The 26,146-nt window shown below is 71.0% G+C and carries 21 protein-coding genes; 11 read left to right on the plus strand and 10 right to left on the minus strand.

Features of this window, described 5'->3' with window-relative positions:
- Nucleotides 1-54: 54 nt before the first annotated feature.
- Complete coding sequence (locus tag K377_RS00475; protein WP_111661039.1) at nucleotides 55-1,539, minus strand: MFS transporter; 1,485 nt, start codon at nucleotides 1,537-1,539, stop codon at nucleotides 55-57.
- Nucleotides 1,540-1,678: 139 nt separating this feature from the next.
- On the opposite strand from K377_RS00475, the gene K377_RS00480 reads away from it, so the two are divergent.
- A complete protein-coding gene (locus tag K377_RS00480) occupies nucleotides 1,679-2,659 on the plus strand; it encodes an Lrp/AsnC family transcriptional regulator (RefSeq protein ID WP_111661040.1) in 981 nt (326 codons plus the stop codon).
- 218 nt (nucleotides 2,660-2,877) lie between these two features.
- On the opposite strand, the gene K377_RS00485 is transcribed toward K377_RS00480, so the two are convergent.
- Nucleotides 2,878-3,735 carry a LysR substrate-binding domain-containing protein gene (locus K377_RS00485; protein WP_111661041.1) on the minus strand — a complete coding sequence of 286 codons (858 nt, stop codon included), beginning with the start codon at nucleotides 3,733-3,735 and terminating at the stop codon, nucleotides 2,878-2,880.
- A gap of 124 nt (nucleotides 3,736-3,859) precedes the next feature.
- On the opposite strand from K377_RS00485, the gene K377_RS00490 reads away from it, so the two are divergent.
- On the plus strand, nucleotides 3,860-4,942 hold the full coding sequence (locus tag K377_RS00490; protein ID WP_237551855.1) for a bile acid:sodium symporter family protein: 1,083 nt from the start codon (nucleotides 3,860-3,862) through the stop codon (nucleotides 4,940-4,942).
- Here the strand turns inward: K377_RS00490 and K377_RS00495 are convergent.
- From K377_RS00495 to K377_RS00520, 6 genes are all read right to left on the minus strand, one after another.
- Nucleotides 4,911-5,558, minus strand: coding sequence for a fasciclin domain-containing protein (locus tag K377_RS00495; protein ID WP_111661042.1), 648 nt, complete (start codon nucleotides 5,556-5,558; stop codon nucleotides 4,911-4,913). The two genes, K377_RS00490 and K377_RS00495, sit on opposite strands and share 32 nt — an antisense overlap.
- 202 nt (nucleotides 5,559-5,760) lie before the next feature.
- Nucleotides 5,761-6,609, minus strand: coding sequence for a formate dehydrogenase accessory sulfurtransferase FdhD (fdhD, locus tag K377_RS00500; protein ID WP_111661043.1), 849 nt, complete (start codon nucleotides 6,607-6,609; stop codon nucleotides 5,761-5,763).
- A 7-nt stretch (nucleotides 6,610-6,616) separates the two neighbouring features.
- Nucleotides 6,617-7,477 (minus strand): 2Fe-2S iron-sulfur cluster-binding protein, encoded by an 861-nt coding sequence (locus tag K377_RS00505; protein ID WP_111661044.1) that lies wholly within the window; start codon nucleotides 7,475-7,477, stop codon nucleotides 6,617-6,619.
- A complete protein-coding gene (locus K377_RS00510) occupies nucleotides 7,474-9,309 on the minus strand; it encodes an NADH-ubiquinone oxidoreductase-F iron-sulfur binding region domain-containing protein (RefSeq protein ID WP_111661045.1) in 1,836 nt (611 codons plus the stop codon). The genes K377_RS00505 and K377_RS00510 overlap by 4 nt, the downstream gene beginning before the upstream one ends.
- A 2-nt stretch (nucleotides 9,310-9,311) precedes the next feature.
- Nucleotides 9,312-11,273, minus strand: coding sequence for a molybdopterin oxidoreductase family protein (locus K377_RS00515; protein ID WP_111661046.1), 1,962 nt, complete (start codon nucleotides 11,271-11,273; stop codon nucleotides 9,312-9,314).
- On the minus strand, nucleotides 11,270-12,250 hold the full coding sequence (locus K377_RS00520) for a 2-dehydropantoate 2-reductase (RefSeq protein ID WP_111661047.1): 981 nt from the start codon (nucleotides 12,248-12,250) through the stop codon (nucleotides 11,270-11,272). Before K377_RS00520 ends, K377_RS00515 begins: the two co-directional genes overlap by 4 nt.
- 235 nt (nucleotides 12,251-12,485) lie before the next feature.
- On the opposite strand from K377_RS00520, the gene K377_RS00525 reads away from it, so the two are divergent.
- The 3 genes from K377_RS00525 (at nucleotide 12,486) to K377_RS00535 (ending at nucleotide 15,841) form a co-directional block, all read left to right on the plus strand.
- The gene (locus K377_RS00525; protein ID WP_111661048.1) at nucleotides 12,486-13,835 is read left to right on the plus strand and encodes an OFA family MFS transporter; all 1,350 of its coding nucleotides are present in this window, start codon (nucleotides 12,486-12,488) and stop codon (nucleotides 13,833-13,835) included.
- Between the two features lie 256 nt (nucleotides 13,836-14,091).
- Nucleotides 14,092-15,039: a beta-ketoacyl-ACP synthase III gene (locus K377_RS00530; protein WP_111661049.1), complete on the plus strand. Its 948-nt coding sequence runs from the start codon at nucleotides 14,092-14,094 to the stop codon at nucleotides 15,037-15,039.
- Nucleotides 15,040-15,163: 124 nt separating this feature from the next.
- Nucleotides 15,164-15,841: a GntR family transcriptional regulator gene (locus K377_RS00535; RefSeq protein ID WP_111661050.1), complete on the plus strand. Its 678-nt coding sequence runs from the start codon at nucleotides 15,164-15,166 to the stop codon at nucleotides 15,839-15,841.
- Between the two features lie 88 nt (nucleotides 15,842-15,929).
- On the opposite strand, the gene K377_RS00540 is transcribed toward K377_RS00535, so the two are convergent.
- Both K377_RS00540 and K377_RS00545 read right to left on the minus strand, forming a co-directional pair.
- The gene (locus tag K377_RS00540; protein WP_111661051.1) at nucleotides 15,930-16,766 is read right to left on the minus strand and encodes an NAD(P)H-binding protein; all 837 of its coding nucleotides are present in this window, start codon (nucleotides 16,764-16,766) and stop codon (nucleotides 15,930-15,932) included.
- Complete coding sequence (locus K377_RS00545) at nucleotides 16,763-17,992, minus strand: low temperature requirement protein A (RefSeq protein ID WP_111661052.1); 1,230 nt, start codon at nucleotides 17,990-17,992, stop codon at nucleotides 16,763-16,765. The genes K377_RS00540 and K377_RS00545 overlap by 4 nt, the downstream gene beginning before the upstream one ends.
- Nucleotides 17,993-18,248: 256 nt before the next feature.
- On the opposite strand from K377_RS00545, the gene K377_RS00550 reads away from it, so the two are divergent.
- The 6 genes from K377_RS00550 to K377_RS00575 all read left to right on the plus strand — a co-directional run bounded on the left by K377_RS00550 (nucleotide 18,249) and on the right by K377_RS00575 (nucleotide 26,083).
- On the plus strand, nucleotides 18,249-19,430 hold the full coding sequence (locus K377_RS00550; RefSeq protein ID WP_111661053.1) for an ROK family transcriptional regulator: 1,182 nt from the start codon (nucleotides 18,249-18,251) through the stop codon (nucleotides 19,428-19,430).
- Nucleotides 19,431-19,674: 244 nt separating this feature from the next.
- Nucleotides 19,675-21,162 carry a sugar ABC transporter ATP-binding protein gene (locus tag K377_RS00555; protein WP_111661583.1) on the plus strand — a complete coding sequence of 496 codons (1,488 nt, stop codon included), beginning with the start codon at nucleotides 19,675-19,677 and terminating at the stop codon, nucleotides 21,160-21,162.
- A 478-nt stretch (nucleotides 21,163-21,640) separates the two neighbouring features.
- A complete protein-coding gene (locus K377_RS00560) occupies nucleotides 21,641-22,660 on the plus strand; it encodes an ABC transporter permease (protein ID WP_111661054.1) in 1,020 nt (339 codons plus the stop codon).
- 20 nt (nucleotides 22,661-22,680) lie between these two features.
- On the plus strand, nucleotides 22,681-23,742 hold the full coding sequence (locus K377_RS00565) for a substrate-binding domain-containing protein (protein ID WP_111661055.1): 1,062 nt from the start codon (nucleotides 22,681-22,683) through the stop codon (nucleotides 23,740-23,742).
- A gap of 118 nt (nucleotides 23,743-23,860) precedes the next feature.
- Nucleotides 23,861-25,072 (plus strand): Gfo/Idh/MocA family protein, encoded by a 1,212-nt coding sequence (locus tag K377_RS00570; RefSeq protein WP_111661584.1) that lies wholly within the window; start codon nucleotides 23,861-23,863, stop codon nucleotides 25,070-25,072.
- A gap of 12 nt (nucleotides 25,073-25,084) precedes the next feature.
- Nucleotides 25,085-26,083, plus strand: a complete 999-nt coding sequence (locus tag K377_RS00575; protein ID WP_111661056.1) for a sugar phosphate isomerase/epimerase — start codon at nucleotides 25,085-25,087, stop codon at nucleotides 26,081-26,083.
- Nucleotides 26,084-26,146 lie beyond the last annotated feature (63 nt).

Below are 26,146 nucleotides of genomic sequence, written 5' to 3' on the forward strand. Positions count from 1 at the left end.
TCTTCACCGTTCGTCAGCGGTCTCCACCGAATCTGTACGGAGAGGTCACTGCGGTCACCGCGGTGTGGGGGCCGTCTTTTTGGACGGAGCGGTCGGTTCCACTACGGGGGCCTCGGGGGACCGTACCAGGACGAGCACCAGGAATCCCGCGCCGATCGCCACACAACCGGCCAGCACCGACGCGGAGTTGAGCCCGTGCGCGAACGCCGTGTGCAGGGCGTGGCGCGATATCCGCCCGCGCAGCCCGTCCGCCCCGCCGCCCGCGAGCGCGTGCGCGGCCCCGCTCGGCAGCGTCTCCTGCATCCGCGAGAGGACGACGGTGCCGAACACGGCGATACCCAGCGCGTACCCCAGCTGCCGGAACGTATTGAGGGAACCGCCCGCCATGCCGGCCCGCCGCGGCTCCACGGCGGCGAGCGCGGCGCCCGCGATCCCGGGCGAGACCAGGCCGACGCCCACCCCGGCGAGCAGCAGCCCGGGGATCAGCGCGGTCCAGGTCGACCCGGCGCCGAGCACCGCCTGGCAGCAGGCCCCGACGCCGACGAGGAGCAGCCCGCCGCCCACCGTGATCCGGGCCGGCACCCCGTGCAGCAGCTTGCCCCCGATGATCGCCACCACCATCGAGGCGCCCGACAGGGACAGGAAGACCAGACCGGCGTGGACCGGGCTCATCCCCAGCAGCGTCTGCAACCACAGCGAGGTGTACGGCAGCACGCCGAACGCGGCCGCGTTGAACGCGAAGGCACCCACCATCACACCCACGAACGCGGGCCGCCTCAGCAGCCCGAGATCCAGCATCGGATGGGCACAGCGCCGCTCCACGACCACGAAGCAGACCAGCGCCACCACGGCGGCGAGGAAGAAGACGACGGCACCCCGGTCGCCCCAGCCCCGCTCGCCCGCCCGGATCACGCCGTACGTCGCCGCGCCCGCGAACGCCGCGAACGCGGCCGTCCCCGCCCAGTCGATCCGGCGCCCCTTCGGCCCGCGCGACTCGGGCACATGGCGCAGCGTCAGCCACACGGCCGCGACGCTCACCGGCAGATTGACCCAGAAGATCCACCGCCACCCCGGCCCCTCGGTGAGCAGTCCGCCGAGGACCGGCCCGATCGCCGCCGCCCCGCCGCTGACCGCGCCGAACGCGCCGAGCGCCACGGACCGCTGCCGCCCCTGGTAGACGGCTCCGATGATGGGCAGGGTCGTCGCGAACATCGCGGCCGCGCCCAGGCCCTGCACGACCCGGGCCGCGACGAGCGTCGCCGGCCCGCCCGCGAGCCCGCACACGAGGGAGGCGGCCGCGAAGACGACCACGCCCACCACGTGCACGCGCCGCCGCCCGAGGATGTCGGCGGCGGCTCCGGTGCCGAGCAGCAGGGCGGCCAGCGCCAGCGCGTAGCCGTCCATCACCCATTGCAGATCACTGAGCGAGGCGTGCAGCGCGCCCGCCATGTCGGGCAGTGCGACGACGGCGATCGTCACGTCGAGCAGCAGCATGAAGGTGCCGAGGCAGACCGCTGTCAGGGGCCCCCAGGTACGCATGGTGGTGGACCTTTCGTCAGGTTCTCGTGGGAGTTCTCATCGGACGTCGTAGTGCTCCGTACGATGGGCCGGGCGCGGCCGACCGCCGTGATCAGCTGCCCCGAAGCGACGGAATCCGACATCGAAGCGAGGCCGGGCCATGGAATCCACCCCGTTCGACGAACTGGACCTCGGTATCCTCCAGGCCCTGGAGACGGACGGGCGGGCGCCGTTCAGCCGGATCGCGGAGCTGCTCGGCGTCTCCGACCAGACCGTCGCCCGCCGCTACCGCAAGCTCGTCGCGGACGGCGGCCTGCGCGTCGTCGGCCTCCAGGACAGCCAGGTCCTCGGCCGCGACAACTGGATGCTGCGGCTGCGCTGCGCCCCGGAGGGGGCCGAGACCATCGCCGCGGCCCTCGCCCGCCGTCCCGACACGTCATGGATTGGTCTGACCTCGGGCGGCACCGAGATCGTCTGCGGCACGGTGCCGCGCACCCCCGGCGACCACGAGGACCTGCTCCTCGGCAAGCTGCCGCGCACCCCGCACATCGTGGAGATCAGGGCGCACCAGGTGCTGCACCGCTTCTTCGGCGGGCCCGAGGGCTGGCTGCGCAAGTACGGCCCGCTCGCCCCGGACCGGTTCGCGGCCCTGCGCCCGGCGGCGGCGCCCGCCGCGGCGGAGCCCGTGTCGATCACTCCGGAGGACGCCCCGCTCCTCGCCGCCCTCCGCCGCGACGGCCGCGCCACCTATCCCGAACTCCAGTGCGCCACGGGCCGCTCCGAGTCGGCCGTCAAGCGGCGGCTGAGCCAGCTCCTCGCGTCCGGGGCGCTCTTCATCGACGTCGAGTACGACACCCTGCGACTGGGGTACGGGGTGACCGCCATGCTCTGGATCACCGCGGCGCCGCGCCATCTCGACGCCGTCGGCCGGGCTCTGGCGGGCCACCCGGAGATCGCGCACGCGGCCGCCACCGCCGGGCCCTCGAACCTGGTGGCCACGGCGCTGGCCCGCGACACGGCTGACTTCTACCGGTACGTGAGCGGGAAGCTCGGGCATCTGGAGGGGGTGGAGCACGTGGAGACGGCGCCTTACCTGCGCCGCGTGAAGCAGCTGACCTACCGGCCTCCGGCCAGGTGGTAGCGGGTCGACTGCGGCCCGGTGGCCGCTTCTCGCGCAGTTCCCCGCGCCCCTGAAGGCGTGCGCTGCGCGCAGCCTTCCCCTGGAGGCCTGCGCGGCGCTCGCACCTCCGGAGGTTGCGCTTCGCTCAGGGCCCCTGGGCGAGCGGAGCTCGCTTCAGGGGCGCGGGGAACTGCGCGAGAAGCCCCACCGGCCGGCAGCCGACCGGCCACCGCCACCGCTCACCCGGCAGCCCGATGCAACCGCTCCCCGCCCCCCAGAATCGCCTGGGCCAAAACCGCTCCGGGCCCCCGCTCGGCGGCCCCCCGGAGCACGAAATCGACCTCCCCGAGCTCCGGCAACCCCACCCGCTCCGGCACCCGCACAAGCCCCGGCGGAATCAGCCCCCGGGAATGCGCCATCACCCCGAGCCCGGCCCGCGCCGCCGCGATCAGCCCGTTCAGCGAACCGCTCGTACAGGCGATGCGCCACGCCCGCCCGTGCCGCTCCAGCGCCTCCAGGGCGAGCGCCCGGGAGATGCCCGGCGGGGGATACACGATCAACGGCACCGGCCGCTCGGGATCGATGCGCAGCCGCTCCGAACCGATCCACACCAGCCGGTCGTGCCACACGGACTGACCGCCCGGATCCTCGGGCCGCCGCTTGGCGAGCACCAGATCGAGCTTGCCCGCGTCCAGCTGCTCGTGCAGCGTGCCGGACAGCTCGACGGTCAACTCCAGATCCACCTCGGGGTGTTCGACCCGGAACGCCTCCAGGATCTCCGGCAGCCGGGTCAGCACGAAGTCCTCCGAGGCACCGAACCGCAGCCGTCCGCGCAGCCGCGTCCCCGTGAAGAAGGTGGCGGCCTGCTCGTGCACCTCCAGGATCCGGCGCGCGAACCCGAGCATCGCCTCCCCGTCCGGGGTGAGGTCCACGGAGTGGGTGTCCCGGGTGAACAGGGTCCGCCCCGTCGCGTCCTCCAGGCGGCGCACATGCTGGCTGACCGTCGACTGCCGCAGGCCGAGCCGGCGCGCGGCCTGCGTGAAGCTCAGGGTCTGCGCGACGGCCAGAAACGTCCTCAGCTGCCCGGGGTCGTACATGCCCCGACCCTACCCGCGCTCATCACGGAACACGATCACAGTCAGAGCGGTATACCGGATTCCCGATCAAGCGGGAGGGGTGGAGGATGGAGAGGGCACGACCTGAACCGAGAGCAAGGAACCAATGAAACGCCTGAGCTGGCCGTCCTGGATGCCGATCGACCCGTACATCCTGGCGTTGATCGGGACCGTGGGCGTCGCCGCCCTGCTCCCCGCTCGCGGTGGTGCGGCCGACGTGGCGTCCGGCGCCTCGACCGCCGCCGTCGCCTTCCTCTTCTTCCTCTACGGGGCGCGCCTGTCGACCCGTGAGGCGATGGACGGCCTGCGCCACTGGCGGCTCCACGTCACGGTCCTGGCCTGCACCTTCGTCCTGTTCCCGCTGCTCGGCCTCGCGGCCCGCGGTCTCGTCCCGGTGCTCCTGCCGCAGAACCTCTACGAGGGCCTGCTCTTCCTCACCCTCGTGCCGTCGACGATCCAGTCCTCGATCGCCTTCACCTCGATCGCGCGCGGCAACGTCCCGGCGGCGATCTGCGCGGGCTCCTTCTCCTCGCTCGCCGGCATCGTGTTCACCCCGCTGCTCGCGGCGGCCCTGCTGGGCAGCAGCGGCGGCGGCTTCTCGGCCGACTCCCTCGTGAAGATCGTGCTGCAACTGCTGGTGCCGTTCGTCGCGGGCCAGTTGCTGCGCCGCTGGGTCGGCGGCTTCCTCACCCGCCACAAGAAGGTCCTCGGCTACGTGGACCGCGGCTCGATCCTGCTCGTCGTCTACACCGCGTTCAGCGAGGGCATGGTCCAGGGCATCTGGCACCAGGTGAGCGCCGTCCGGCTTGCCGGACTGCTCGTCGTCGAGGCGGTGCTGCTCGCCGTGATGCTGGTGGTGACCTGGTACGGCGCGAAGGCGCTCGGCTTCGACCGCGGTGACCGCATCGCGATCCAGTTCGCCGGGTCGAAGAAGTCGCTGGCCTCCGGACTGCCCATGGCGAGCGTCCTGTTCGGCGCCCACGCCTCGCTCGCCGTGCTGCCGCTGATGCTCTTCCACCAGATGCAGCTGATGGTGTGCGCGGTCCTCGCCAAGCGCCGTGCGAAGGACCCCGAGGAGCCCGAGCAAGCCGCGGACGGGACACCGGGCCGCACCCCGGCCGGGTCGGCCGGGGCAGGCGTCGGCGTCAGCTCTCCGGTCAGCTCTTCGGCATCAGGACCGAATCGATGATGTAGACGTTGGCGTTCGCGGTCTTCACGTTGCCGCAGACCACGTTGGCCGAGCCGTTGACCTTGTAGGACTCGCCGGAGCCCGCCGTCACCAGCTTCGACTTCTCCAGCGTCGGGAACGAGCCCTTCTCCAGGTCCTTCGGCGCCAGCTTCTGACCCACCACGTGGTACGTGAGGATCTTCGTCAGCATCGCCTTGTCGTTGAGGACCTTGTCCAGGTCGGCCTTCGGGATCTTCGCGAAGGCGTCGTTGGTCGGCGCGAACACGGTGACGTTCTGCGCGTTGTTGAGCGTGTCGACCAGACCGGCCTTCTTCACGGCGGTGACCAGCGTGGACAGCGCCGGGTTGTTCGACGCTGCGGTGGCGACCGGGTCCTTGGCCATCCCGTCGAAGGAGCCGGAGCCCTCCTTGGGGACGGAGGAACAGCCCGGACCGAACGGCTCGCTCATCGCCGACGCGCCCTCGGAGGGGCTGGACTTGTCCGAGGAACCGGCGGCCGACGAGGAGGAACTGGAGGCCTTGTCCTTGGAGTCGCTGTCCGAGCAGGCGGTCAGGGCCAGCGGGAGCATGCCCGCGACGGCGACTGCGACGGCGACACGGCGTACTCGAGTCTGCATGACGATCCCTCAGAGTTCTGGTCAGCGAGGACGCTCTGTCCCCGTCGCCAGTAATCCGGCGCCCTGCGCCATGCGGATTGGCCGCTTCCCCGAACGAGTGAGAGATCGGTGGTTCCGGGCGCGCCAAAAGACGGGGCCCGGCCGACGCAGGGGGCGCTCCCCGTCGCGCCGGGACCCCGTCCTTCGTGCCGCGGGCTCCGCGTCAGTTCGACGCGGCCGGAACCCGCAGGTCGAGCCGGTGTTCACCCGCGTACACGTTCATGTTGGAGCCCCGCAGGAAGCCGACCAGCGTGAGGCCGGTCTCGGCGGCCAGGTCCACGGCGAGCGACGACGGCGCGGAGACCGCCGCGAGCACCGGGATGCCGGCCATGACCGCCTTCTGCGCCAGCTCGAAGGAGGCGCGGCCCGAGACCAGCAGGACCGAGCGGGACAGCGGCAGATCGCCGTTCTGCAAGGCGCGCCCGACCAGCTTGTCGACGGCGTTGTGCCGTCCGACGTCCTCCCTTATGTCGACGAGCGTGCCCGCCTCGTCGAAGAGCGCCGCCGCGTGCAGCCCCCCGGTCCGGTCGAACACGCGCTGGGCCTCGCGCAGCCGGTCGGGGAGCGAGGCCAGCAGCTCGGGGGTGAGCCGGACCGGGGGAGTGTCGGCGATCGGGAAGCGGGCCGTGGTGCGCACCGCGTCCAGGCTGGCCTTGCCGCACAGCCCGCAGGACGAGGTCGTGTACACATTGCGTTCGAGCGTGATGTCGGGGAGCACGATCCCGGGGGCCGTCCGCACGTCCACCACGTTGTACGTGTTCGAGCCGTCCTGGGTCGCGCCCGCGCAGTACACGATGTTCTGCAGATCGTCGGCGCCGGCCAGCACTCCCTCGCTGACCAGGAAACCGGCCGCGAGCGCGAAGTCGTCCCCCGGTGTGCGCATGGTGATGGCGAGCGGCTTGCCGTTCAGCCGGATCTCCAGGGGTTCCTCGGCGACCAGTGTGTCCGGCCGGGACGAGACCTGCCCGCCCCTGATCCGGATGACCTTCCGCCGTTCCGTGACGCGTCCCATGTCTTGATCAGTCCCGGTTCTGTACGTGCTGGTAGCCGAAGCGGCCCTTGATGCAGAGGTTGCCGTGGGTCACCGGGTTGTCGTGCGGCGAGGTGACCTTCACGATCTCATTGTCCTGCACATGGAGCGTGAGGTTGCAGCCGACTCCGCAGTACGCGCACACCGTCGTCGTCTCCGTCTGCGCCGACGCGTCCCACGTACCGGCCGCCCGCATGTCGAACTCCGACTTGAACGACAGCGCGCCCGTCGGGCAGACCTCGACGCAGTTCCCGCAGTACACGCACGCCGAGTCGGTCAGCGGAGCGTCGTGCTCGACGGCGATACGGGCGTCGAAACCGCGCCCGGCGACGGAGATGGCGAAGGAGTTCTGCCACTGGTCGCCACAGGCGTCGACGCACTTGTAGCAGAGGATGCACTTGTCGTAATCGCGGACATAGAGGTCGTTGTCGACCCGGGGCTCCTCGTCGACGCGGGCCGCGTCCGGTCCGAACCGGTCCGGCTTCGCCTCGTACTCCTTCAGCCAGTCGGCGACATGGGGAGTTGTCGACAGATCCACACTCGACGCGAGCAGTTCGAGGACCACCTTGCGGCTGTGCCGGACCCGCTCGGTGTCGGTGCGGACCTCCATGCCCGGCTCGGCCCGGCGCGAGCAGGCGGGCGCCAGGGTCCGCGCGCCCTCCACCTCGACGATGCACACCCGGCAGGCGTTCTTCGGGGCGAGGGTGTCGCCCTGGCACAGCGTCGGGACGTCCTTCCCGGCGGCGCGGCACGCGTCGAGGAGCGTGGACCCCTCGGGCGCGCGCACCTGCTCTCCGTCGAGGGTGAACTCCAGCAGGCGCCGGGGGATCCCCAGCGGCACGGTCGTCATGATGCGTATGCCCCCAGACGGTCGATGGCGGACTCGATGGCGTTCCAGGCGGTCTGGCCGAGACCGCAGATCGAGGCGTCCTTCATGGTCCGCCCCACTTCGCGCAGCAGTGCGAGGTCGTCCTCGGCGTCGATGCCCCGCTTCTCGGCGATCCGGTGCAGGGCCTCCTGCTGGCGCACCGTGCCCACCCGGCACGGCACGCACTGCCCGCACGACTCCTCGCGGAAGAACTGGGCGATGCGCAGCAGGATCCGGGGCAGCGGGAGCGCGTCGTCGAAGGCCATGACGACACCGGAGCCGAGCGTGGTGCCCGCCTCCCGGGTGCCCTCGAAGGTCAGCGGGATGTCCAGCTCGTCGGGGCGGACGAAGCCGCCCGCCGCGCCGCCGAGCAGGATCGCGCGCAGCGGCTCCGGGGTCCCGGCGAGGGCGAGCAGCTCGCCGAGGGTCGCGCCGAAGGGCAGTTCGTAGACGCCGGGGCGGGCCACGGCACCGGAGACGCAGAACAGCTTGGGTCCGGTGGACCGGCCGGTGCCGATGGCCGCGTACGCCTCGGCGCCCAGGGTCAGGATCGGCAGCACGTTGACGAGCGTCTCGACATTGTTCGCCGCCGTCGGCTTCCCGAAAAGCCCCTTCTCCACGGGGAACGGCGGCTTGGAGCGCGGCTCGCCCCGGTACCCCTCGATGGAGTTGAACAGGGCCGTCTCCTCCCCGCAGATGTACGCGCCCGCGCCCCGCCGGATCTCGATGTCGAAGGCGAAACCCTGCCCGAGCACGTCGTCCCCCAACAGCCCACGGGCACGGGCCTGTTCGACGGCGTGGCTCATCCGGGCGAGGGCACGCGGGTACTCGCCGCGCAGGTACAGATAGCCGTGGTGGGCGCCGGTCGCGTACGCCGCGATCGTCATCGCCTCGACGAGCGCGTACGGGTCGCCCTCCATCACCACCCGGTCCTTGAAGGTGCCGGGCTCGGACTCGTCGGCGTTGCACACGAGATAGTGCGGCCCGTCCGGCTGCGCGGCCGTGGCCTGCCATTTCCGCCCCGTGGGGAACGCGGCCCCGCCCCGCCCGACGAGCCCGGCGTCGGTGACCTCCCGGATCACACCGGCGGGCCCGAGCGCGAAGGCCCGGCGCAGGGCGGTGTACCCGCCGTGGGCCCGGTAGTCGTCGAGGCTGGCCGGATCGACGATGCCGACGCGCTGGAGAAGGACGAGCCCGGGATCACCGGCCTGGGGCAGTTCAGGCGCCTCCGGCGCCTTGAGTTCTTCAAGATCCTCCGGTGATTGAGGAGCGGGGTCCGGGGCGGAGCCCCGGGACAGCAGCACATGCTCGGCGGAAGGAACGGCCCCGGCCGAGACGCGCAGAGCAACAGGCGCCTGCTCGCACAACCCCAGACACGGTGACTCCTCGACATGAACATCCCCGCCCCGCGCCTTCAACCCCGTACAAAGATCGGCACCGCCCACCCGCGCACACGCCAGATCGGTACAGACGTGCAGCACCGTTGAGGCCCGCGGCCGCACCGAGAACATGGAGTAGAACGTCGCCACCCCGTACGCCTCCGACGGCGGCACGGTCAGCCGTCGGCACAGATAGGCGAGCGCGCCCTCGCTGATCCATCCCACCCGGTCGTTGATCGCGTGCAGCCCCGGCAACAGCAGATCGCGCCGATCACGGGCCGCGCGCCCGCCCCTGGCCCACCGCAGATCGGCGTCCGGCCGGTCGACCCACTCACCGGCGGGTGCCTCCCACGCGGAGGCCGGCGGCCCGAGCAGTGCGTCGACCGCCGCCCGCTCCTCGTCCGTCGGCTTGCTGTCACCGAAGCGCAGATCCACGGTCAGCCCCTCACTCCCTGTGCGGTCAGCTTCTCGATCCGGATCGCCGACGCCTTGAACTCCGCCGTCCCGGCGATCGGGCAATTGGCCTCGATCGTCAGCGCGTTGGTGTCCACCTCGTCGGGGAAGTGCATGGTCATGAAGGCGAGCCCGGGCCGCAGCCCCGGATCGACCCAGACCGGCGCGGTCACCACGCCGCGTCGGGACGACACCCGGACCTGCTCGCCGACGACGACGCCGTACCGCTCTGCGTCCTCCGGGCACAGCTCGACGTACTCGCCGCGGCGCAGCGGCGAGGCGAAACTCCCGCTCTGCACACCGGTGTTGTACGAGTCGAGGCGGCGCCCGGTGGTCAGCCGGATCGGGTACGCCTCGTCGGTCAGGTCGACCGGCGGATCGTGCTCGACGAGCCCGAACGGCGCCCGGCGGCCGCGCTGTTCGGGATCGGTCTCCCACAGCCGCCCGTGCAGGAACGACGACGGCAGTTCGTCGACGTCCGGGCACGGCCACTGCAGCCCCTGGTGCGCGTCGAGCCGGTCGTAGGTCATCCCGAAGTGGTCGGGGGACAGGGCGCGCAGCTCGTTCCAGACCGTCTCCGCGTCCGGGTACTTCCAGTCGTGCCCGAGCCGCGCGGCCACGTCGCAGATGATGTCGATGTCCTCTCGTGCCTCGCCCGGTGCCCGCAGCGCGGCCCGCACCCGCTGGACCCGGCGCTCGCTGTTGGTGGTGGTGCCCTCGGTCTCCGCCCACGAGGCGGTGGCGGGCAGTACGACGTCGGCCATCTCCGCGGTCTTCGTCAGGAAGATGTCCTGCACCACCAGATGGTCGAGCGCGGCGAGCCGGCGCGCCGCCTGCTCGCTGTCGGCCTCCGACTGGGCCGGGTTCTCCCCGATGCAGTACACGGCGTGCAGGGAGCCGTGCTCCATCGCCTCGAACATGTCGGTGAGCGTCATGCCGTAGCGCGGCTGGATGACGGTGTCCCAGGCCCGTTCGAACTTCAGCCGGTGCCCGTCGTCGAGGATGTCCTGGAAGCCGGGCAGCCGGTTGGGGATGGCGCCCATGTCGCCGCCGCCCTGCACGTTGTTCTGCCCGCGCAGCGGCTGCACCCCGGCGCCGTACCGGCCGACGTGCCCGGTCAGCAACGACAGGTTGATCAGCGCGCGGACGTTGTCGGTTCCGTTGTGGTGCTCGGTGATGCCCAACGTCCAGCACAGCTGGGCGCGTTCGGCCGTCGCATAGGCGTGCGCGAGATCCCTGACGGCCGCCGCCGGGACACCGGTGACCTTCTCGGCGAGGGACAGGGTCCACGGCTCGACCAGCGCCTTGAACTCCGCGAACCCGGTCGTCGCCCGTTCCACGAACGCCTTGTTGTGCAGATCGGCGGCGATGATCTCGCGGGCGACGGCGTGCGCCAGCGGAATGTCCGTACCGACGTTGAGCCCGAGCCAGCTCTCCGCCCACTCGGCGGTCGACGTGCGGCGCGGGTCGACGGCGTACATCCGGGCGCCGTTGCGGATCCCGCGCAGCACGTACTGGAAGAAGATCGGGTGCGCGAAACGGGCGTTGGAGCCCCACATCACGATCAGGTCCGTGTGCTCGACCTCCTCGTACGAGGAGGTGCCGCCGCCCGAGCCGAAGACGGCGGAGAGGCCGGCCACGCTCGGCGCGTGACACGTCCGGTTGCAGGAGTCGACGTTGTTGGTGCCCATGACGACCCGGGTGAACTTCTGCGCCACGAAGTTCATCTCGTTCGTGGCGCGGGCGCAGGACAGCATCGCGAACGAGTCCGGCCCGTGCGCGGCCCGCGCCCGCCGGAACCCGGCCGCCGCAGCGTCCAGTGCCTCGTCCCAAGTCGCCTGTCTGAAGGGTGAGTCACGGTCGCCCGGCACCTCGCGCAGCAGCGGATGCGTGAGCCGGGTGTAGCTCTTCGGGGTACGGTCGCTCGTGCGGCGACTCTGCTTCATGCGGCGTCCCTCCTCATGCCGTGGGCGAGCAGATCCGAGAGGGCGTGCACGGTGCGCAGGGTCGGCACCTCGACGCCGGTGATGTCGGCCAGCTCCACCACCGCGGCCAACAACACGTCCAGTTCCAGGGGCTTTCCGCGCTCCAGGTCCTGGAGGGTGGAGGTGCGGTGGTCGCCGACCCGCTCGGCACCGGCGAGCCGCCGCTCGACGGAGATGTCCGGGCGGCAGCCGAGAGCCGCGGCGACGGCCAGCGTCTCGGTCATCATGATCTCGATGACCCGGCGAGTCCCGCCGTGCCGGCACATCTGCCGCATCGTGGCGCGCACCAGTGCACTGATCGGGTTGAACGAGATGTTGCCGAGCAGCTTGATCCAGATGTCGGCCCGCAGATCGGGTTCGACGGGGCACTTCAGGCCACCGGCCTTCATCGCGTCGCTGAACTCCACGCACCGCGCCGACCTGCTCCGGTCCGGCTCCCCGACGGAGAACCGGGTGCCTTCGAGATGCCGGACAACTCCCGGCCCGGAAAGCTCTGTTGCGGCGTACACGACGCAGCCGATCGCCCGCTCGGGCGCGAGCACCGCACTGACCGCGCCCTGCGGATCGACACTGTCGAGCCGGTGCCCGTCGTGCGGGCCGCCGTGCCCGTGGAAGTACCACCAGGGGATGCCGTTCTGCGCCGCGATCACCGACGTACGGGCGTGCAGAAGGGGCTCGATCAGCGGCCCGCACGCCGCGTACGAGGTGGCCTTCAGGCCCAGGAAGACATGGTCGACCGGACCGATGTCGGACGGGTCGTCGGTGGCGTGGACCCGGGCGGTGAAGTCGCCGCGCGGACTGCTGACCCGGACACCGTCCCGCCGCATGGCGGCCAAGTGCGGTCCACGGGCGACGAGATGGACGTCGGCGCCCGCACGGTGCAGCGCGGCTCCGACATAGGCGCCGATCGCTCCGGCGCCGAGGACTGCGACTTTCACTGGAGCGCTCCGTTCGGTCGAGGGTGCCGGATCCGACCCGCTCGCACGGGCGGTGGCGGTCCGGAGGAGCCGAATCTCAGGAGAACGAGCCGACTGAGTCGATGGAATATTGTCTACAGTATGGAAGTTGGGTCGACAAGACTCCGCGCAGGGATGTGCAGGTTCATTGCATACCGTCGACCAATCGAGTTCTCCCTCTTCCCAACCCCCTTGGCCCTGCCTACGGTTCTGGATCATGAGGCCCCCTGTTGCACCCCCCGGCTGGAGCCGCTGGCTCGTCCCCCCGGCCGCTCTCGCGGTCCATCTGTCCATCGGCCAGGCCTACGCCTGGAGCGTCTTCAAACCCGCCGTCGAGGACGCCCTGCATGTGAGCGGCACGCAGAGCGCGCTGCCGTTCCAGCTGGCCATCGTGATGCTCGGTCTCTCCGCGGCGTTCGGCGGCACGCTCGTCGAGCGCAACGGACCGCGCTGGGCGATGACCGTCGCCCTCGTCTGCTTCTCGTCCGGCTTCCTGATATCCGCGCTGGGCGCGGGACTCGAACAGTTCTGGCTGATCGTCCTCGGCTACGGCTTCGTCGGCGGCATCGGCCTCGGCATCGGGTACATCTCGCCGGTCTCCACGCTGATCAAGTGGTTCCCCGACCGTCCCGGCATGGCGACCGGCATCGCGATCATGGGCTTCGGCGGCGGCGCGCTGATCGCCTCCCCGTGGAGCGCCCAGATGCTGGAGTCGTTCGGCTCGGGCAACGGTGGCCTGGAACTGGCCTTCCTGGTGCACGGCGTGGTGTACGCGGTCTTCATGTCGCTGGGCGTGTTCCTGATCCGCGTCCCGTCCGGTACGCCGGAGGCGCGGGGAGCCGCGCGCCAGGCCGCCACCGGCCCGCAGGTGTCGGCGAACCAGGCCATCCGCACCCCCCAGTTCTGGTGCCTCTGGCTCGTCCTCTGCATGAACGTGACCGCCGGTATCGGCATCCTCGAAAAAGCCGCCCCGATGATCACCGACTTCTTCCAGGACTCCAGCACCCCCGTGTCGGCCTCCGCCGCCGCGGGCTTCGTCGCCCTGCTCTCCGCCGCGAACATGGCGGGCCGCATCGGCTGGTCCTCCACCTCGGATCTCATCGGCCGCAAGAACGTGTACCGCCTGTACCTCGGCGTGGGCGCCCTGATGTACCTCCTCATCGCCCTGTGGGGCGACTCCTCGAAACCCCTCTTCGTGCTCTGCGCCCTCGTGATCCTCTCCTTCTACGGAGGCGGCTTCGCGACCATCCCCGCCTACCTGAAGGACCTCTTCGGCACCTACCAGGTGGGCGCCATCCACGGCCGCCTGCTCACGGCCTGGTCCACGGCCGGCGTCCTCGGCCCGCTCATCGTCAACCGGATCGCCGACAGCCAGGAGAGCGCGGGCAAGCACGGCGCGTCCCTCTACGGCCTGTCGCTCATCATCATGATCGGCCTGCTCGTCGTCGGCTTCGTCGCCAACGAACTCGTACGACCGGTCCACGCCCGCCACCACCACGTACCCGCCCCCAGGGAGCCCGCCGATGACGCAGCCAGCACCGCCCGAGACCAGCAGCAATCCGCCTAGGCGCCGCGCCCTCATCGCCGTCGCCTGGCTCTGGGTGGGCGCCCCCCTCGCCTACGGACTGTACGAACTGGTGCAAAAGGCCACACAGCTCTTCACGGGCTGATCGCCCGGCCGATCGGTCGGAACTCTCCAAGCCTTGCCCCGCATTCCTGTCGCATACGTCACCGGTTACTCGCCGGTCGCTGACCAGACTGGAATGTCCGCAGCTCGGACGGGGACACAGGGCCCGCGGGCAAGGCACATGAGGGGACCCTCCATGAACGGTTCGCGCATCGTCGGCATCGGCCACTACCAGCCCGCCAAGATCCTGACCAACGAGGATCTGGCGGGCATGGTCGACACCAACGACGAGTGGATCCGCTCGCGCGTCGGCATCCGCACCCGGCACATCGCGGGCCCCGACGAACCGGTCGACGAGCTCGCCGCGCACGCCGCCGCCAAGGCGCTGGCCGCGGCGGGCCTGACCGCCGACGCCGTGGACCTGGTGATCGTCGCGACCTCCACCGCCGTCGACCGCTCACCCAACATGGCGGCCCGCGTCGCCCACCGCCTCGGCGTCCCGTCGCCGGCCGCCCTCGACCTGAACGTCGTGTGCGCCGGATTCACGCACGCCCTCGCCACCGCCGACCACACGCTGCGCGCCGGGGCCGCCCGCCGCGCCCTGGTCGTCGGCGCCGACAAGATGTCCGCCGTCACCGACTGGACCGACCGCACCACGTGCGTGCTGACCGGCGACGGCGCGGGCGCCGTCGTGATCGAGCCGTGCGCGGAGGGGGCGGAGCCCGGCATCGGCCCGGTCCTGTGGGGCTCGGTCCCGGAGATGGGCAACGCCGTACGCATCGAGGGCGAACCCGCCCGCTTCGCCCAGGAGGGCCAGTCCGTCTACCGCTGGGCCACCCGCTCCCTGCCGCCGCTGGCCCGCGAGGCCTGCGCACGGGCCGGCCTCGCCCCGGCCGACCTGGCCGCCGTCGTCCTGCACCAGGCGAACCTGCGCATCATCGAACCCCTCGCGGAGAAGATCGGTGCCGTGAACGCGGTGATCGCCCGGGACGTCGTCGACTCCGGCAACACCTCCGCCGCGAGCATCCCGATGGCCCTGTCCAAGCTGGTCGAGCGCGGCGAGGTGGAGAGCGGAGAACCCGCGCTGCTCTTCGGCTTCGGCGGAAATCTCTCCTACGCCGGCCAGGTCGTGCGCTGCCCGTGACGTACGGATTCCAGGGGTACCCGGGGCGTCCGGATGTGACGAGTCCAACTGCCCCTGGCTGTAGCGATTGTGCTCGGTAAACTGTATTCCAAAGACAATCCGTCGGAATCGTAGGGGGACCGCGATGTTGTCCACAGGACTGCCGCAGGGGGCCGTGCCCAAGCTGGAGCGCCCCGGACCGCTGCGCGAGCGGGTCTACGAGGCGTTGCTGGAGCTCATCACCACGCGCGCCCTGCAGCCCGGTCAGCACCTGGTCGAGAGCGAGCTCGCCGGACATCTGGGCGTCTCCCGTCAGCCGGTGCGCGAGGCGCTGCAGCGGCTGAACACCGAGGGCTGGGTGGACCTGCGCCCGGCCCAGGGCGCCTTCGTGCACGAGCCCACGGAGGAGGAGGCCGACCAACTCCTTGCGGTCCGTACACTGTTGGAGGCCGAGGCGGCCCGGCTCGCGGCGGCCAACGCGGGCAAGACCGGGATCACCGCCCTGGAGGACCTGTGCGCCAAGGGCGAGCGGGCCGTGGCTGACGGGGACGTGGACCTGGTCGTCGCGACCAACGCCGCGTTCCACGCGAAGGTCATGGAGCTGGCGGGCAACGTCGTCCTCGCCGAACTGGCCGGCCAGGTCGACCGCCGGGTCCGCTGGTACTACCAGCCGGTCGCCCGCCAGCGCGGCAAGCAGTCCTGGATCGAACACCGCGAACTCATCGCGGCCATCTCGGCCCGCGACGAGTCCCGCGCCACATCGATCATGCGCACCCACACGGAACACACACGGGAGACGTATCACCACCGGGACAGGGACTGAAAAGCCCCGTAAGGGGCGCGTGGCGGTGTCGATATGCGGCTCCGCCGCAGGGGCGCGCTCAACCAACCACGACCCGCACCCACCCGGGCTACCGCCCGCCGAACACCCCGGCATGCTCGGCGCCCCACTCCGAGAAGGCCCGGGGCGCCCGCCCCGTGACCTTCTCCACGGTGTCCCGCACGGGAGACTCGTCCAACGTCCCCTCCCCGTAGAACCGAAAGAACGCATCGACAAAAGCCGCAGGCATCCGCGCCGAAAGATCAGCCCGAGCCTCCTCCTCGGACAGCCCCTCGAACCGCAGCGCCCGCCCGAGCACCTCCCCGAGAACGCGCACCCGCTCACCCGGCGTCAGCGCCTCCGGCCCCGACAGCGCGAGCGCCCGCCCGTCGTACCCGCCCGAGACCAGTACCCGGGCCGCCACCTCACCGATGTCGTACGGATCCACGACGGCCGCCCGCACCGAGGGGAACGCGGCCCGCACCAAGTCGCCCTTGCGCAGCTGCTCCACCCACTCGAAGGCGTTGGACATGAACGCGCAGGGCCGCAGAAACGTCCAGGCGATCCCGGAGGCCCGGACCGCGGCCTCGGCCTCCATCATGTAGCGGGTGACGGCGTTCGACTCCTCGCCGCCCGGTACCGAACTGCTGGACAGCAGGACCACCCGCCGCACCCCGGCCACCCGCGCGTCCGCGAGGATCTGCCGCTGCCCCGCGTAACCGGGCAGCAGAAACACACCGGTCACACCGGACAGCGCGGGCCGCACCGTCTCGAACCGGTTCAGGTCGCCGGCCACCGCCTCGACCCCGGGCGGCAGCCCCTCCGTCGCTCCGGAACGGCTCAGGGCCCGTACCGGAGTGCCGGTCGCCGCGACCGCGCGGGCCACCTGCGAGCCGACGTTCCCCGTCGCACCTGTCACGAGAATCATGCGGTTTCCCCTGCCTCGCCTGTCTCGGTCCGTGCCGCACACGGCGACCAGCGCGCCTCGGCGGCCAGCATGAGCACCAAGGACACTACGAGACACAGGAGTTGAGCCAGTGCCGAGATGTGAATGCCGAGCACCGCCGTCGCGAGCACCACCGGAACGGCCGCCGCCCGGAACCCCACGGGGAACAGCCGCATCGACGCGCGGAACGCCACGTCACCGGCGAGGAACAGCGCCACACCACCGGCCAGCGCGAAGGCGGGACCGGTGTGCAGCGGCTCGCCGATGTGCCCGAGGGCCTTCTTGATCCCGGCGGCCAGGAACGCCACACCGAGCAGCATCGGCAGGAACGCGTAGTAGTACGCGATCATCGCCAGCCACCAGCGCCGCTCGGGCGGTGTCGCCGCGAACGCGTGCTCGGCGCCGCCCTCGTCCCGCACGAAGTACGTCCACCACAGCGCCCCGGCGAGTGTGAGCGCGAGGAAGACCCCGCTGAACACGCCCGCTGTGAACGGCAGATCGCCGATCCCCACCCCGATCGCGATGACGGACTCGCCGAACGACACGATGAGCAGCAGACCGTGCCGCTCCACGAAGTGCCCCGGATGCAACTCGCCCAACTGGGCGCGGAGTTCGGACGTGGACCGGCTGCTGCGCCGCGCCGGACCGTACTCCGCGATGCGCGGCGTCAGGAACTGCACCACGATCGCCAGCACCCACAGCCCGTCGGCGAGCGGCCCCGACCACACGCCCGCGCCGGTGACGGCCAGCGCGGCCAGGGAGTTGGGCACGGCGTACCAGATGACATCGCCGCCGTGGCTGCGCGTGTACAGCACGCTGTGCACGAGGACGACCAGCAGGAATCCGAGGCCGAAGACGACGCCCGCGTTCGAGTCCGGGTCGAAGACGTGCGGGATGGACAGGGCGCAGATCATGAACGCCCCCATGCCGAACAGCATCAGCAGCCGCCGGGACGGCCGGTCCGGGGGCACCTGGTTGGTGAGGTACGCGTAGGCCGAGTACATCCAATAGATCACGGCGAAGAGCAGCGTGACGCGGACCGCCGTGGACCAGGTCAGATCGTGGGCGATGACCACGGTGAGCTGGGTCAGGGTGTAGACGAAGACCAGATCGAAGAACAACTCGAGCGTGGTGACGGGCTGCGGGCCCTCCGCACCCCGTGCGGCCGATATGTCTGCGTGCTGCGGCGATGCCGCCTCCGGTGTCATCCCCCGGACCCCCTCCGACGTGGCGCGTTGTGGCGGCGGACAGCCTACGGGCCGGGCGCCGGAAGATGTTCAGGACCGGGCTTTGTCCTGTGACGGGAGAAAGTCATGGGTAATTCCTGTGCAACTTCTTCCCACTCCCGGCAGCCACTGCTACGTTCCCCATCGAAAGCCGGACGGAGCTGCCGGGCGCGACGCCGGCGGACACGAGCGACGGTCCGACGGAGCCCGAAGAGGCGGGGAGGGGCACGTGAGACGCATGACGGCTCGGCCCGCGAACGCGCATCAGGCGCGACTGCTGCGACTGCTGCGTGACGGCGGGCCCAACTCCCGTGCCCAGCTGGGCGATCAGGTCGACCTCTCGCGGTCGAAGCTGGCCGTCGAGGTGGACCGGCTTCTGGAGACCGGACTCGTGGTCGCCGACGGACTCGCCGCATCGCGCGGCGGCCGCCGCTCCCACAACATCCGGCTCGCACCCGAACTCCGCTTCCTCGGTGTGGACATCGGCGCGACCTCGGTCGATGTCGCGGTCACCAACGCCGAGTTGGAGGTGCTCGGACACATCAACCAGCCCATGGACGTTCGCGAGGGGCCGGTCGCGGTCTTCGAGCAAGTACTCGCCATGGCAGCCAAGTTGAGGGCTTCCGGGCTCGCCGAGGGATTCGACGGAGCAGGCATCGGCGTGCCTGGTCCGGTCCGCTTCCCCGAGGGCGTCCCGGTCGCCCCGCCGATCATGCCCGGCTGGGACGGCTTCCCGGTCCGCGAGGCGCTCAGCCAGGACCTGGGCTGCCCGGTGATGGTCGACAACGACGTGAACCTGATGGCGATGGGCGAGCAGCACGCGGGCGTCGCCCGCACCGCCCGCGACTTCCTCTGCGTCAAGATCGGTACCGGTATCGGCTGCGGCATCGTCGTCGGCGGCGAGGTCTACCGCGGCACGACCGGCTCCGCGGGCGACATCGGGCACATCCAGGTCGAGCCCGACGGCCGCCAGTGCGCCTGCGGCAACAAGGGCTGCCTGGAGGCCTACTTCAGCGGCGCGGCGCTCGCCCGCGACGCCGAGGAGGCCGCCCGCGACGGCCGCTCACCCGAACTGGCCACCCGGCTGGAAGCCTCGGGCCGGCTCAGCGCCTCCGACGTCGCGGTGGCGGCGGCCACCGGTGACGGCACCTCCCTCGACCTGATCCGCGAGGGCGGCAACCGTACCGGTCAGGTCATCGCATCGCTCGTCAGCTTCTTCAACCCCGGCCTGGTCGTCATCGGCGGAGGTGTCACCGGACTCGGTCACACCCTCCTCGCCGCGCTGCGCACCCAGGTCTACCGCCAGTCACTGCCACTGGCCACCGGCAACCTCCCCATCGTCCTCGGGGAGTTGGGCCCCACCGCCGGAGTCATCGGCGGGGCCCGCCTGATCAGCGACCATCTCTTCTCACCCGCGTAGCGACACCTTCACCCGCGGAACCATCCATCGCCGCGGGACCGGCATCTCAGTACAGCGCTCTGCTCCGCCCTGCCCTGCCGCACCCTTGCTCCGCCGCACCTCGTTCCGTCGCACCCTGTTCCGCCCTGCTCTGCCCTGAACCCGGCCCGCACCCGTTCATAGGGGAACCGCCATGGCACCCACGGCACCATCGGCATCTCAGGCACCACAGGAACCACCGGCACCAGAATTGCCGCTGCTCACCATGTCCGGCATCACCAAGTCGTTCCCCGGTGTCCGCGCCCTCGACGGCGTGGACCTGGAGGTCCGCGCGGGTGAAGTGCACTGCCTGCTCGGCCAGAACGGCGCGGGCAAATCCACCCTGATCAAGGTCCTCGCCGGCGCCCACCAGCCCGACGAGGGAACCATCACCTGGCGCGGAGAAACGGTCACTCTGCGCTCGCCGATCGCCGCGATGCGTCTCGGAATCGCCACCATCTACCAGGAACTGGACCTGGTGCAGCACCTGTCGGTGGCCGAGAACGTCCACCTCGGGCACGAGCCGACAGCGGCCGGATTCGTCGTACGCCGCCGCGACGCCAAGACTTCAACGGCCTCACTGCTCAAGCGACTTGGGCACGGCGAGATCGATCCGGGCACTCTGGTCGGCGATCTTCCGGCCGCCGGGCAGCAGATCGTCTCCATGGCCCGCGCCCTCTCCCACGACGTGCGTCTGATCGTCATGGACGAGCCGTCGGCCGCGCTCGACCCCGACGAGGTCGACAACCTCTTCCGCATCGTCGCGAACCTCACCGCGGACGGCGTCGCCGTCGTCTACATCTCGCACCGCCTGGAGGAGATCCGCCGCATCGGCGACCGGGTCACGGTCCTCAAGGACGGCCGCGCGGTGGCCGACGGACTCCCGGCGAAGGATACTCCGACCCGTGACGTGGTCGCCCTGATGACGGGCCGCACCGTGGAGTACGTCTTCCCGGACCGGCCGGCCACGGCCGCCACCGCCGAGCCCGTTCTGAGGGCGCGGAACCTGTCCCGCGCCGGTGAGTTCGCCCCGCTCGACCTCGACGTGCGCCCCGGCGAGATCGTCGGCCTTGCCGGTCTGGTCGGCTCCGGCCGCTCCGAGATCCTGGAGACGATCTACGGCGCCCGCAAGCCGACGTCAGGTCAGATCACCGTGGACGGCGCGGAGTTGCGGACCGGCAGCGTCCGCGCCGCGGTCCGCGCGGGTCTCGGGCTCGCCCCCGAGGAACGCAAGGCGCAGGCCCTGCTGATGCTGGAGTCGGTGACCCGCAACGTCTCCGTCTCCTCCATGTCCCGCTTCGCGCGCGCCGGCTGGCTCGACCGGCGCGGCGAACGCACGGCGGCGCTGGAGGCCACCCGCGAGCTCCACATCCGCCCGGACAACCCGTCGGCCCCCGTCCGTACGCTGTCCGGCGGCAACCAGCAGAAGGCGGTCCTCGCCCGCTGGCTGCTGCGCGGCTGCAAGGTCCTCCTCCTCGACGAGCCCACCCGCGGCGTCGACGTCGGCGCCCGCGCCGAGCTCTACGCCGTGATCCGCCGCCTGGCCGACGAGGGCCTCGGCGTCCTCCTGGTCTCCAGCGAGGTCCCCGAGGTCCTGGGCCTGGCCGACCGCGTCCTGGTCCTCCGCGAAGGAACGATCGTCCACGAATCCCCGGCCCGCGACCTGACCGAACACCGAGTCCTGGACCTGGTGATGGAGGGCGCACCGACGTGACCACCCACGCACGCCCTGCCCATGACCCCGGACGGACGAGCCCCGCAAGGGCCGCGAGCGCCCACGTACGACCTGCACGTGACGCCGGACGGATGGGCCCCGTAAGGGGCGCGGGGAACGGCGCGAGCACCCACACACGACCCGCACCTGACATCGGGCGGATGAGCCCCGTAAGGGGCGCGGGGAACGGCGCGAGCAACCACGTACGACCTGCACGTGAAGCCGGACGGAAGGGCCCCGTAGGGGGCGCGGGGAACGGCGCGAGCACCCACACACGACCCGCACCTGACATCGGGCGGATGAGCCCCGTAAGGGGCGCGGGGAACGGCGCGAGCAACCACACACGACCCGCACCTGACACCCGGCGGATCACCCCCGCAAGGGGCGCGGGGAACTGCGCGACCAGCCCGCCACCACCCGCACTCGGCACCCCACAGACCACCCCCCAGCCGCATCCCACAAGAAGGGCCCCGGCGCCATGACGCACCCCGCCTCACCCACCCGCCCGGCGGAGCCGAAACGCGCCGCCGCCCCACAACGCCCCCGCACCCTGGGCGCCCTCCGCATAGACATCCGCACCCTCTCCCTGCTCGGCGTCCTCGCCGCCCTGATCGTCATCGGCGGCATCACCCAGCCCGACAGCTTCCTGGACGGCGACAACGTCCAGCTGATCCTGACCCAGGCCTCCGTGATCGGCGTCGTCACCGTCGGCATGACCTTCGTGATCATCTCCGGCGGCATCGACCTCTCCGTCGGCGCGATCGTGGCGCTCGCCAGCGTGTGGGCCTCGACCGTGGCGACCCAGGAGTACGGCTTCGTCGGCATCCTGTTCACGGCGATCCTGGTCGGCGTCGGCTGCGGCCTGGTGAACGGCGTCCTCGTCGCGTACGGCAACATCGTCCCCTTCATCGCCACCCTGGCGATGCTGGCATCGGGCCGCGGTCTCGCCCTCCAGATCACCGACGGCAAGACCCAGATGATCACGGTCGACGGCGTGCTGAAACTCGGCGAACGCGACTCCTACATCCTCGGCATCCCGCCGCTGGTCCTCGTCTTCGCGGCGGTCACCGTCATCGGCTGGCTCGTCCTGAACCGCACCACGTTCGGCCGCCGCTCCGTCGCGGTCGGCGGCAACCCCGAGGCGGCCCGGCTGGCCGGCATCGACGTACGCCGGCAGCGCCTGTACCTGTACCTGCTGTCCGGCCTGTGCTGCGGCATCGCCGCGTTCCTGCTGCTCGTCCTCGCCGGGTCGGGCCAGAACACCAACGGAAACCTGTACGAACTCGACGCCATCGCTGCCGCCATCATCGGCGGCACCCTGCTCACCGGCGGCCGCGGCAGCATCGTCGGCTCCGTCCTCGGCGTCCTGATCTTCATCACGATCCAGAACATCTTCGCGCTGAACAACCTGGAGACGGCGACGCAGCAGATCGCCAAGGGCGCGATCATCGTCGCCGCCGTCCTGCTTCAGCGACGTACGGCCAACACCACTTCATGAGTCCGGGAAGGGACGACGCCATGCCAGAGCCGACAAGCGTGTCGAGCCGCAGAAGCCTCCTGTTCGGCGCGGCCGCCGCGGTCACCGCCGGTGGCCTGCTCACCGCCTGCACCAGCAATGAGCCGAGCGACAAGAGCGACGACGGCAGCAAGGCCGCGGACCAGCCGGTCGCGGACAGCAAGCCGGGCAAGCAGGTCACCATCGGGTTCGCGGGACCGCAGGCCGACCACGGCTGGCTCAACGCGATCAACGACAACGCCAAGGAGCGGGCGAAGAAGTACTCCGACGTCACGCTGGAGGCGACCGAGGGCTCGAACGACACGGCCGCCCAGATCGGCCAGGTCGAGACCCTCATCAACAAGAAGGTCGACGTCCTGGTCGTGCTGCCCGCCGACGGCAAGGCGCTGACCCAGGTCGGCCTGAAGGCGATGCGCGCGGGCATCCCCGTCGTGAACCTCGACCGGATCTTCGACACCCCGCAGGCGTACCGCTGCTGGATCGGCGGCGACAACTACGGCATGGGCCTGTCGGCCGGCAACTACATCGGCGAGAAGCTCAAGGACAAGAAGAACGCGAAGGTCGTCGAGCTGGCCGGACTCGACAACCTCGAACTGACCAAGCAGCGCAGCCAGGGCTTCGACGACGCCCTGAAGAACTACCCGAACATCAAGAAGGTGGCCCGCCAGGCCGCCGACTTCACGGTCGAGTCGGGCCAGGCCAAGATGTCCCAGCTGCTCCAGGCGCAGAAAAACTTCGACGCGCTCTGGAACCACGACGACGACCAGGGCGTCGGCGCCCTGCGCGCCATCGAGCAGGCGGGTCGCGACGACTTCCTGATGGTCGGCGGCGCGGGCGCCCGCTCCGCGTTCGACGCGATCAAGAGCGGCCGCGGCGTGCTGAAGGCCACCGTCCTCTACCCGCCCACGATGGCCGCGTCCGCCATCGACCTGGCCCGCGCCCTCGGCCAGGGGAAGGGGATCGGCGGCATGGCCGAGTTCGAGATCCCGGCCCACGTGACCCTGTACTCGGCCGTCGTCGACGAGTCGAACATCGACAAGTACATGTCCACCGGCTTCAAGTGATGCGGCCCGCGGGCACGGCGCATCAGGCGAACCCGGCGTGGACGAGGAGGACTTCGGCATGGCAGGAAGCAGCACCGGCACGACGGCCCGTGAACCGGGCGGTGACGACGACGCGGAGATGAAGCCGGCGACGCCCGGCGGTCCGAAGCCCGTCCTCGGCGTCGGCATGGTCGGCTACGCGTTCATGGGCGCCGCCCACTCCCAGGGGTGGCGCACCGTGGGCCGCGTCTTCGACCTGCCGCTCGCCCCGCGCCTCGCCGCGGTCTGCGGCCGCGACGGACAGGCCGTGCGCGCCGCGGCCGACCGGCTCGGCTGGGCCGCGGCGGAGACGGACTGGCGGGCCCTGATCGCCCGCGACGACGTCGACCTCGTCGATGTGTGCACGCCCGGCGACAGCCACGCGGAGATCGCCATCGCCGCGCTGGAAGCGGGCAAGCACGTGCTGTGCGAGAAGCCCCTCGCCAACTCCGTCGAGGAGGCGCAGGCGATGACGGAGGCCGCCGAACGCGCCCAGCGGCGCGGCCAGGTGGCGATGACCGGCTTCAACTACCGGCGGGTCCCGGCCATCGCCCTGGCCCGCCGCATGATCGCCGAGGGGCGTCTCGGCACCCTGCGGCACGTGCGCGTCAGCTATCTCCAGGACTGGCTCGTCGACCCCTCGTTCCCGCTGACCTGGCGGCTGCAGAAGCCGTACGCGGGCTCGGGCGCCCTGGGCGACCTCGGCGCGCACGCCGTGGATCTCGCCCAGTTCCTCGCGGGCGAGCCGGTGGCCGGGGTGTCGGCGCTCACCGAGACGTTCGTCCGTGAACGCCCGCTGCTGGCAGGCGCCTCCTCCGGTCTCTCGGCGGCCGGCGGCCCCGGGGGAGGGGAGCGGGGCCTCGGCCAGGTCACCGTCGACGACGCGGCGCTCTTCACCGGCCGCTTCGCCTCCGGCGCCCTCGCCTCCTTCGAGGCGACCCGCTTCGCGACCGGCCGCAAGAACGCCCTCAAGGTCGAACTCAACGGTGAGCGCGGCTCGCTCGCCTTCGACCTGGAGCGCCTGAACGAACTCTTCTTCCACGACCAGACCGAACCCGGTGTCAGCGCGGGCTTCCGCCGCATCCTCGTCACCGAACCCGAGCACCCCTACCTGGAGGCGTGGTGGCCGCCGGGCCACGGCCTCGGCTACGAGCACACCTTCACGCACCAGGCCCACGACCTGGTGCGGGCGATCGCCGAAGGCGCACAGCCGGCACCGTCGTTCGCCGACGGACTCCAGGTGCAGCGCGTGCTGGCCGCCGTCGAGGAGAGCGCGGCGAAGAACTCGGTCTACACCCCCGTACCGGTCTGAGGAGGCCCACCCGTGCCACGTCAGTTCACCCTGTTCACCGGTCAGTGGGCGGACCTGCCCCTGGAGGAGGTCTGTCGTCTGGCCCGCGACTTCGGCTACGACGGACTCGAACTCGCCTGCTGGGGAGACCACTTCGAGGTCGACAAGGCGCTGAAGGATCCCGGATATCTCGACAGCCGGCACGCGCTGCTCGACAAGTACGGGCTCAAGTGCTGGGCGATCTCCAACCACCTCGTCGGCCAGGCCGTCTGCGACGCCATCATCGACGAACGCCACGAGGCGATCCTGCCCGCCCGTATCTGGGGCGACGGTGACGCCGAGGGCGTCCGGCAGCGCGCCGCCGCGGAGATCAAGGACACCGCCCGCGCGGCGGCCGCGTTCGGCGTCGACACGGTCATCGGCTTCACCGGCTCCTCGATCTGGCATCTCGTCGCGATGTTCCCGCCCGCTCCCGAGGCGATGATCGAGCGCGGCTACGAGGACTTCGCCACGCGCTGGAACCCGATCCTGGACGTCTTCGACGCCGAAGGGGTCCGCTTCGCCCACGAGGTCCACCCGAGCGAGATCGCGTACGACTACTGGACCACGCACAAGGCGCTCGAAGCCGTCGACCACCGCCCGGCCTTCGGCCTCAACTTCGACCCCTCGCACTTCGTGTGGCAGGACCTCGACCCGGTCGGCTTCCTGTGGGACTTCCGCGACCGCATCTACCACGTCGACTGCAAGGAGGCCCGCCGGCGGCTCGACGGCCGCAACGGCCGCCTCGGCTCCCATCTGCCGTGGGGCGACCCGCGCCGCGGCTGGGACTTCGTCTCGGCCGGACACGGCGACGTGCCGTGGGAGGACGTCTTCCGCATGCTCCGCTCGATCGGCTACGAGGGCCCGGTCTCCGTGGAGTGGGAGGACGCGGGCATGGACCGCCTCCAGGGCGCTCCTGAGGCGCTGCGCAGCCTGAAGTCCTTCGACTTCGACCCGCCCACCTCCTCCTTCGACGCGGCCTTCAGCAGCTAGCGCCCCGCAAGGGGCGCGGGGAACTGCGCGACCGGCCACGACGGTCGCGCAGTCGCTGAACCC

The organism is Streptomyces sp. PsTaAH-137 (genome assembly GCF_003259365.1).
In the GTDB taxonomy this organism is placed as follows: Bacteria; Actinomycetota; Actinomycetes; order Streptomycetales; family Streptomycetaceae; genus Streptomyces.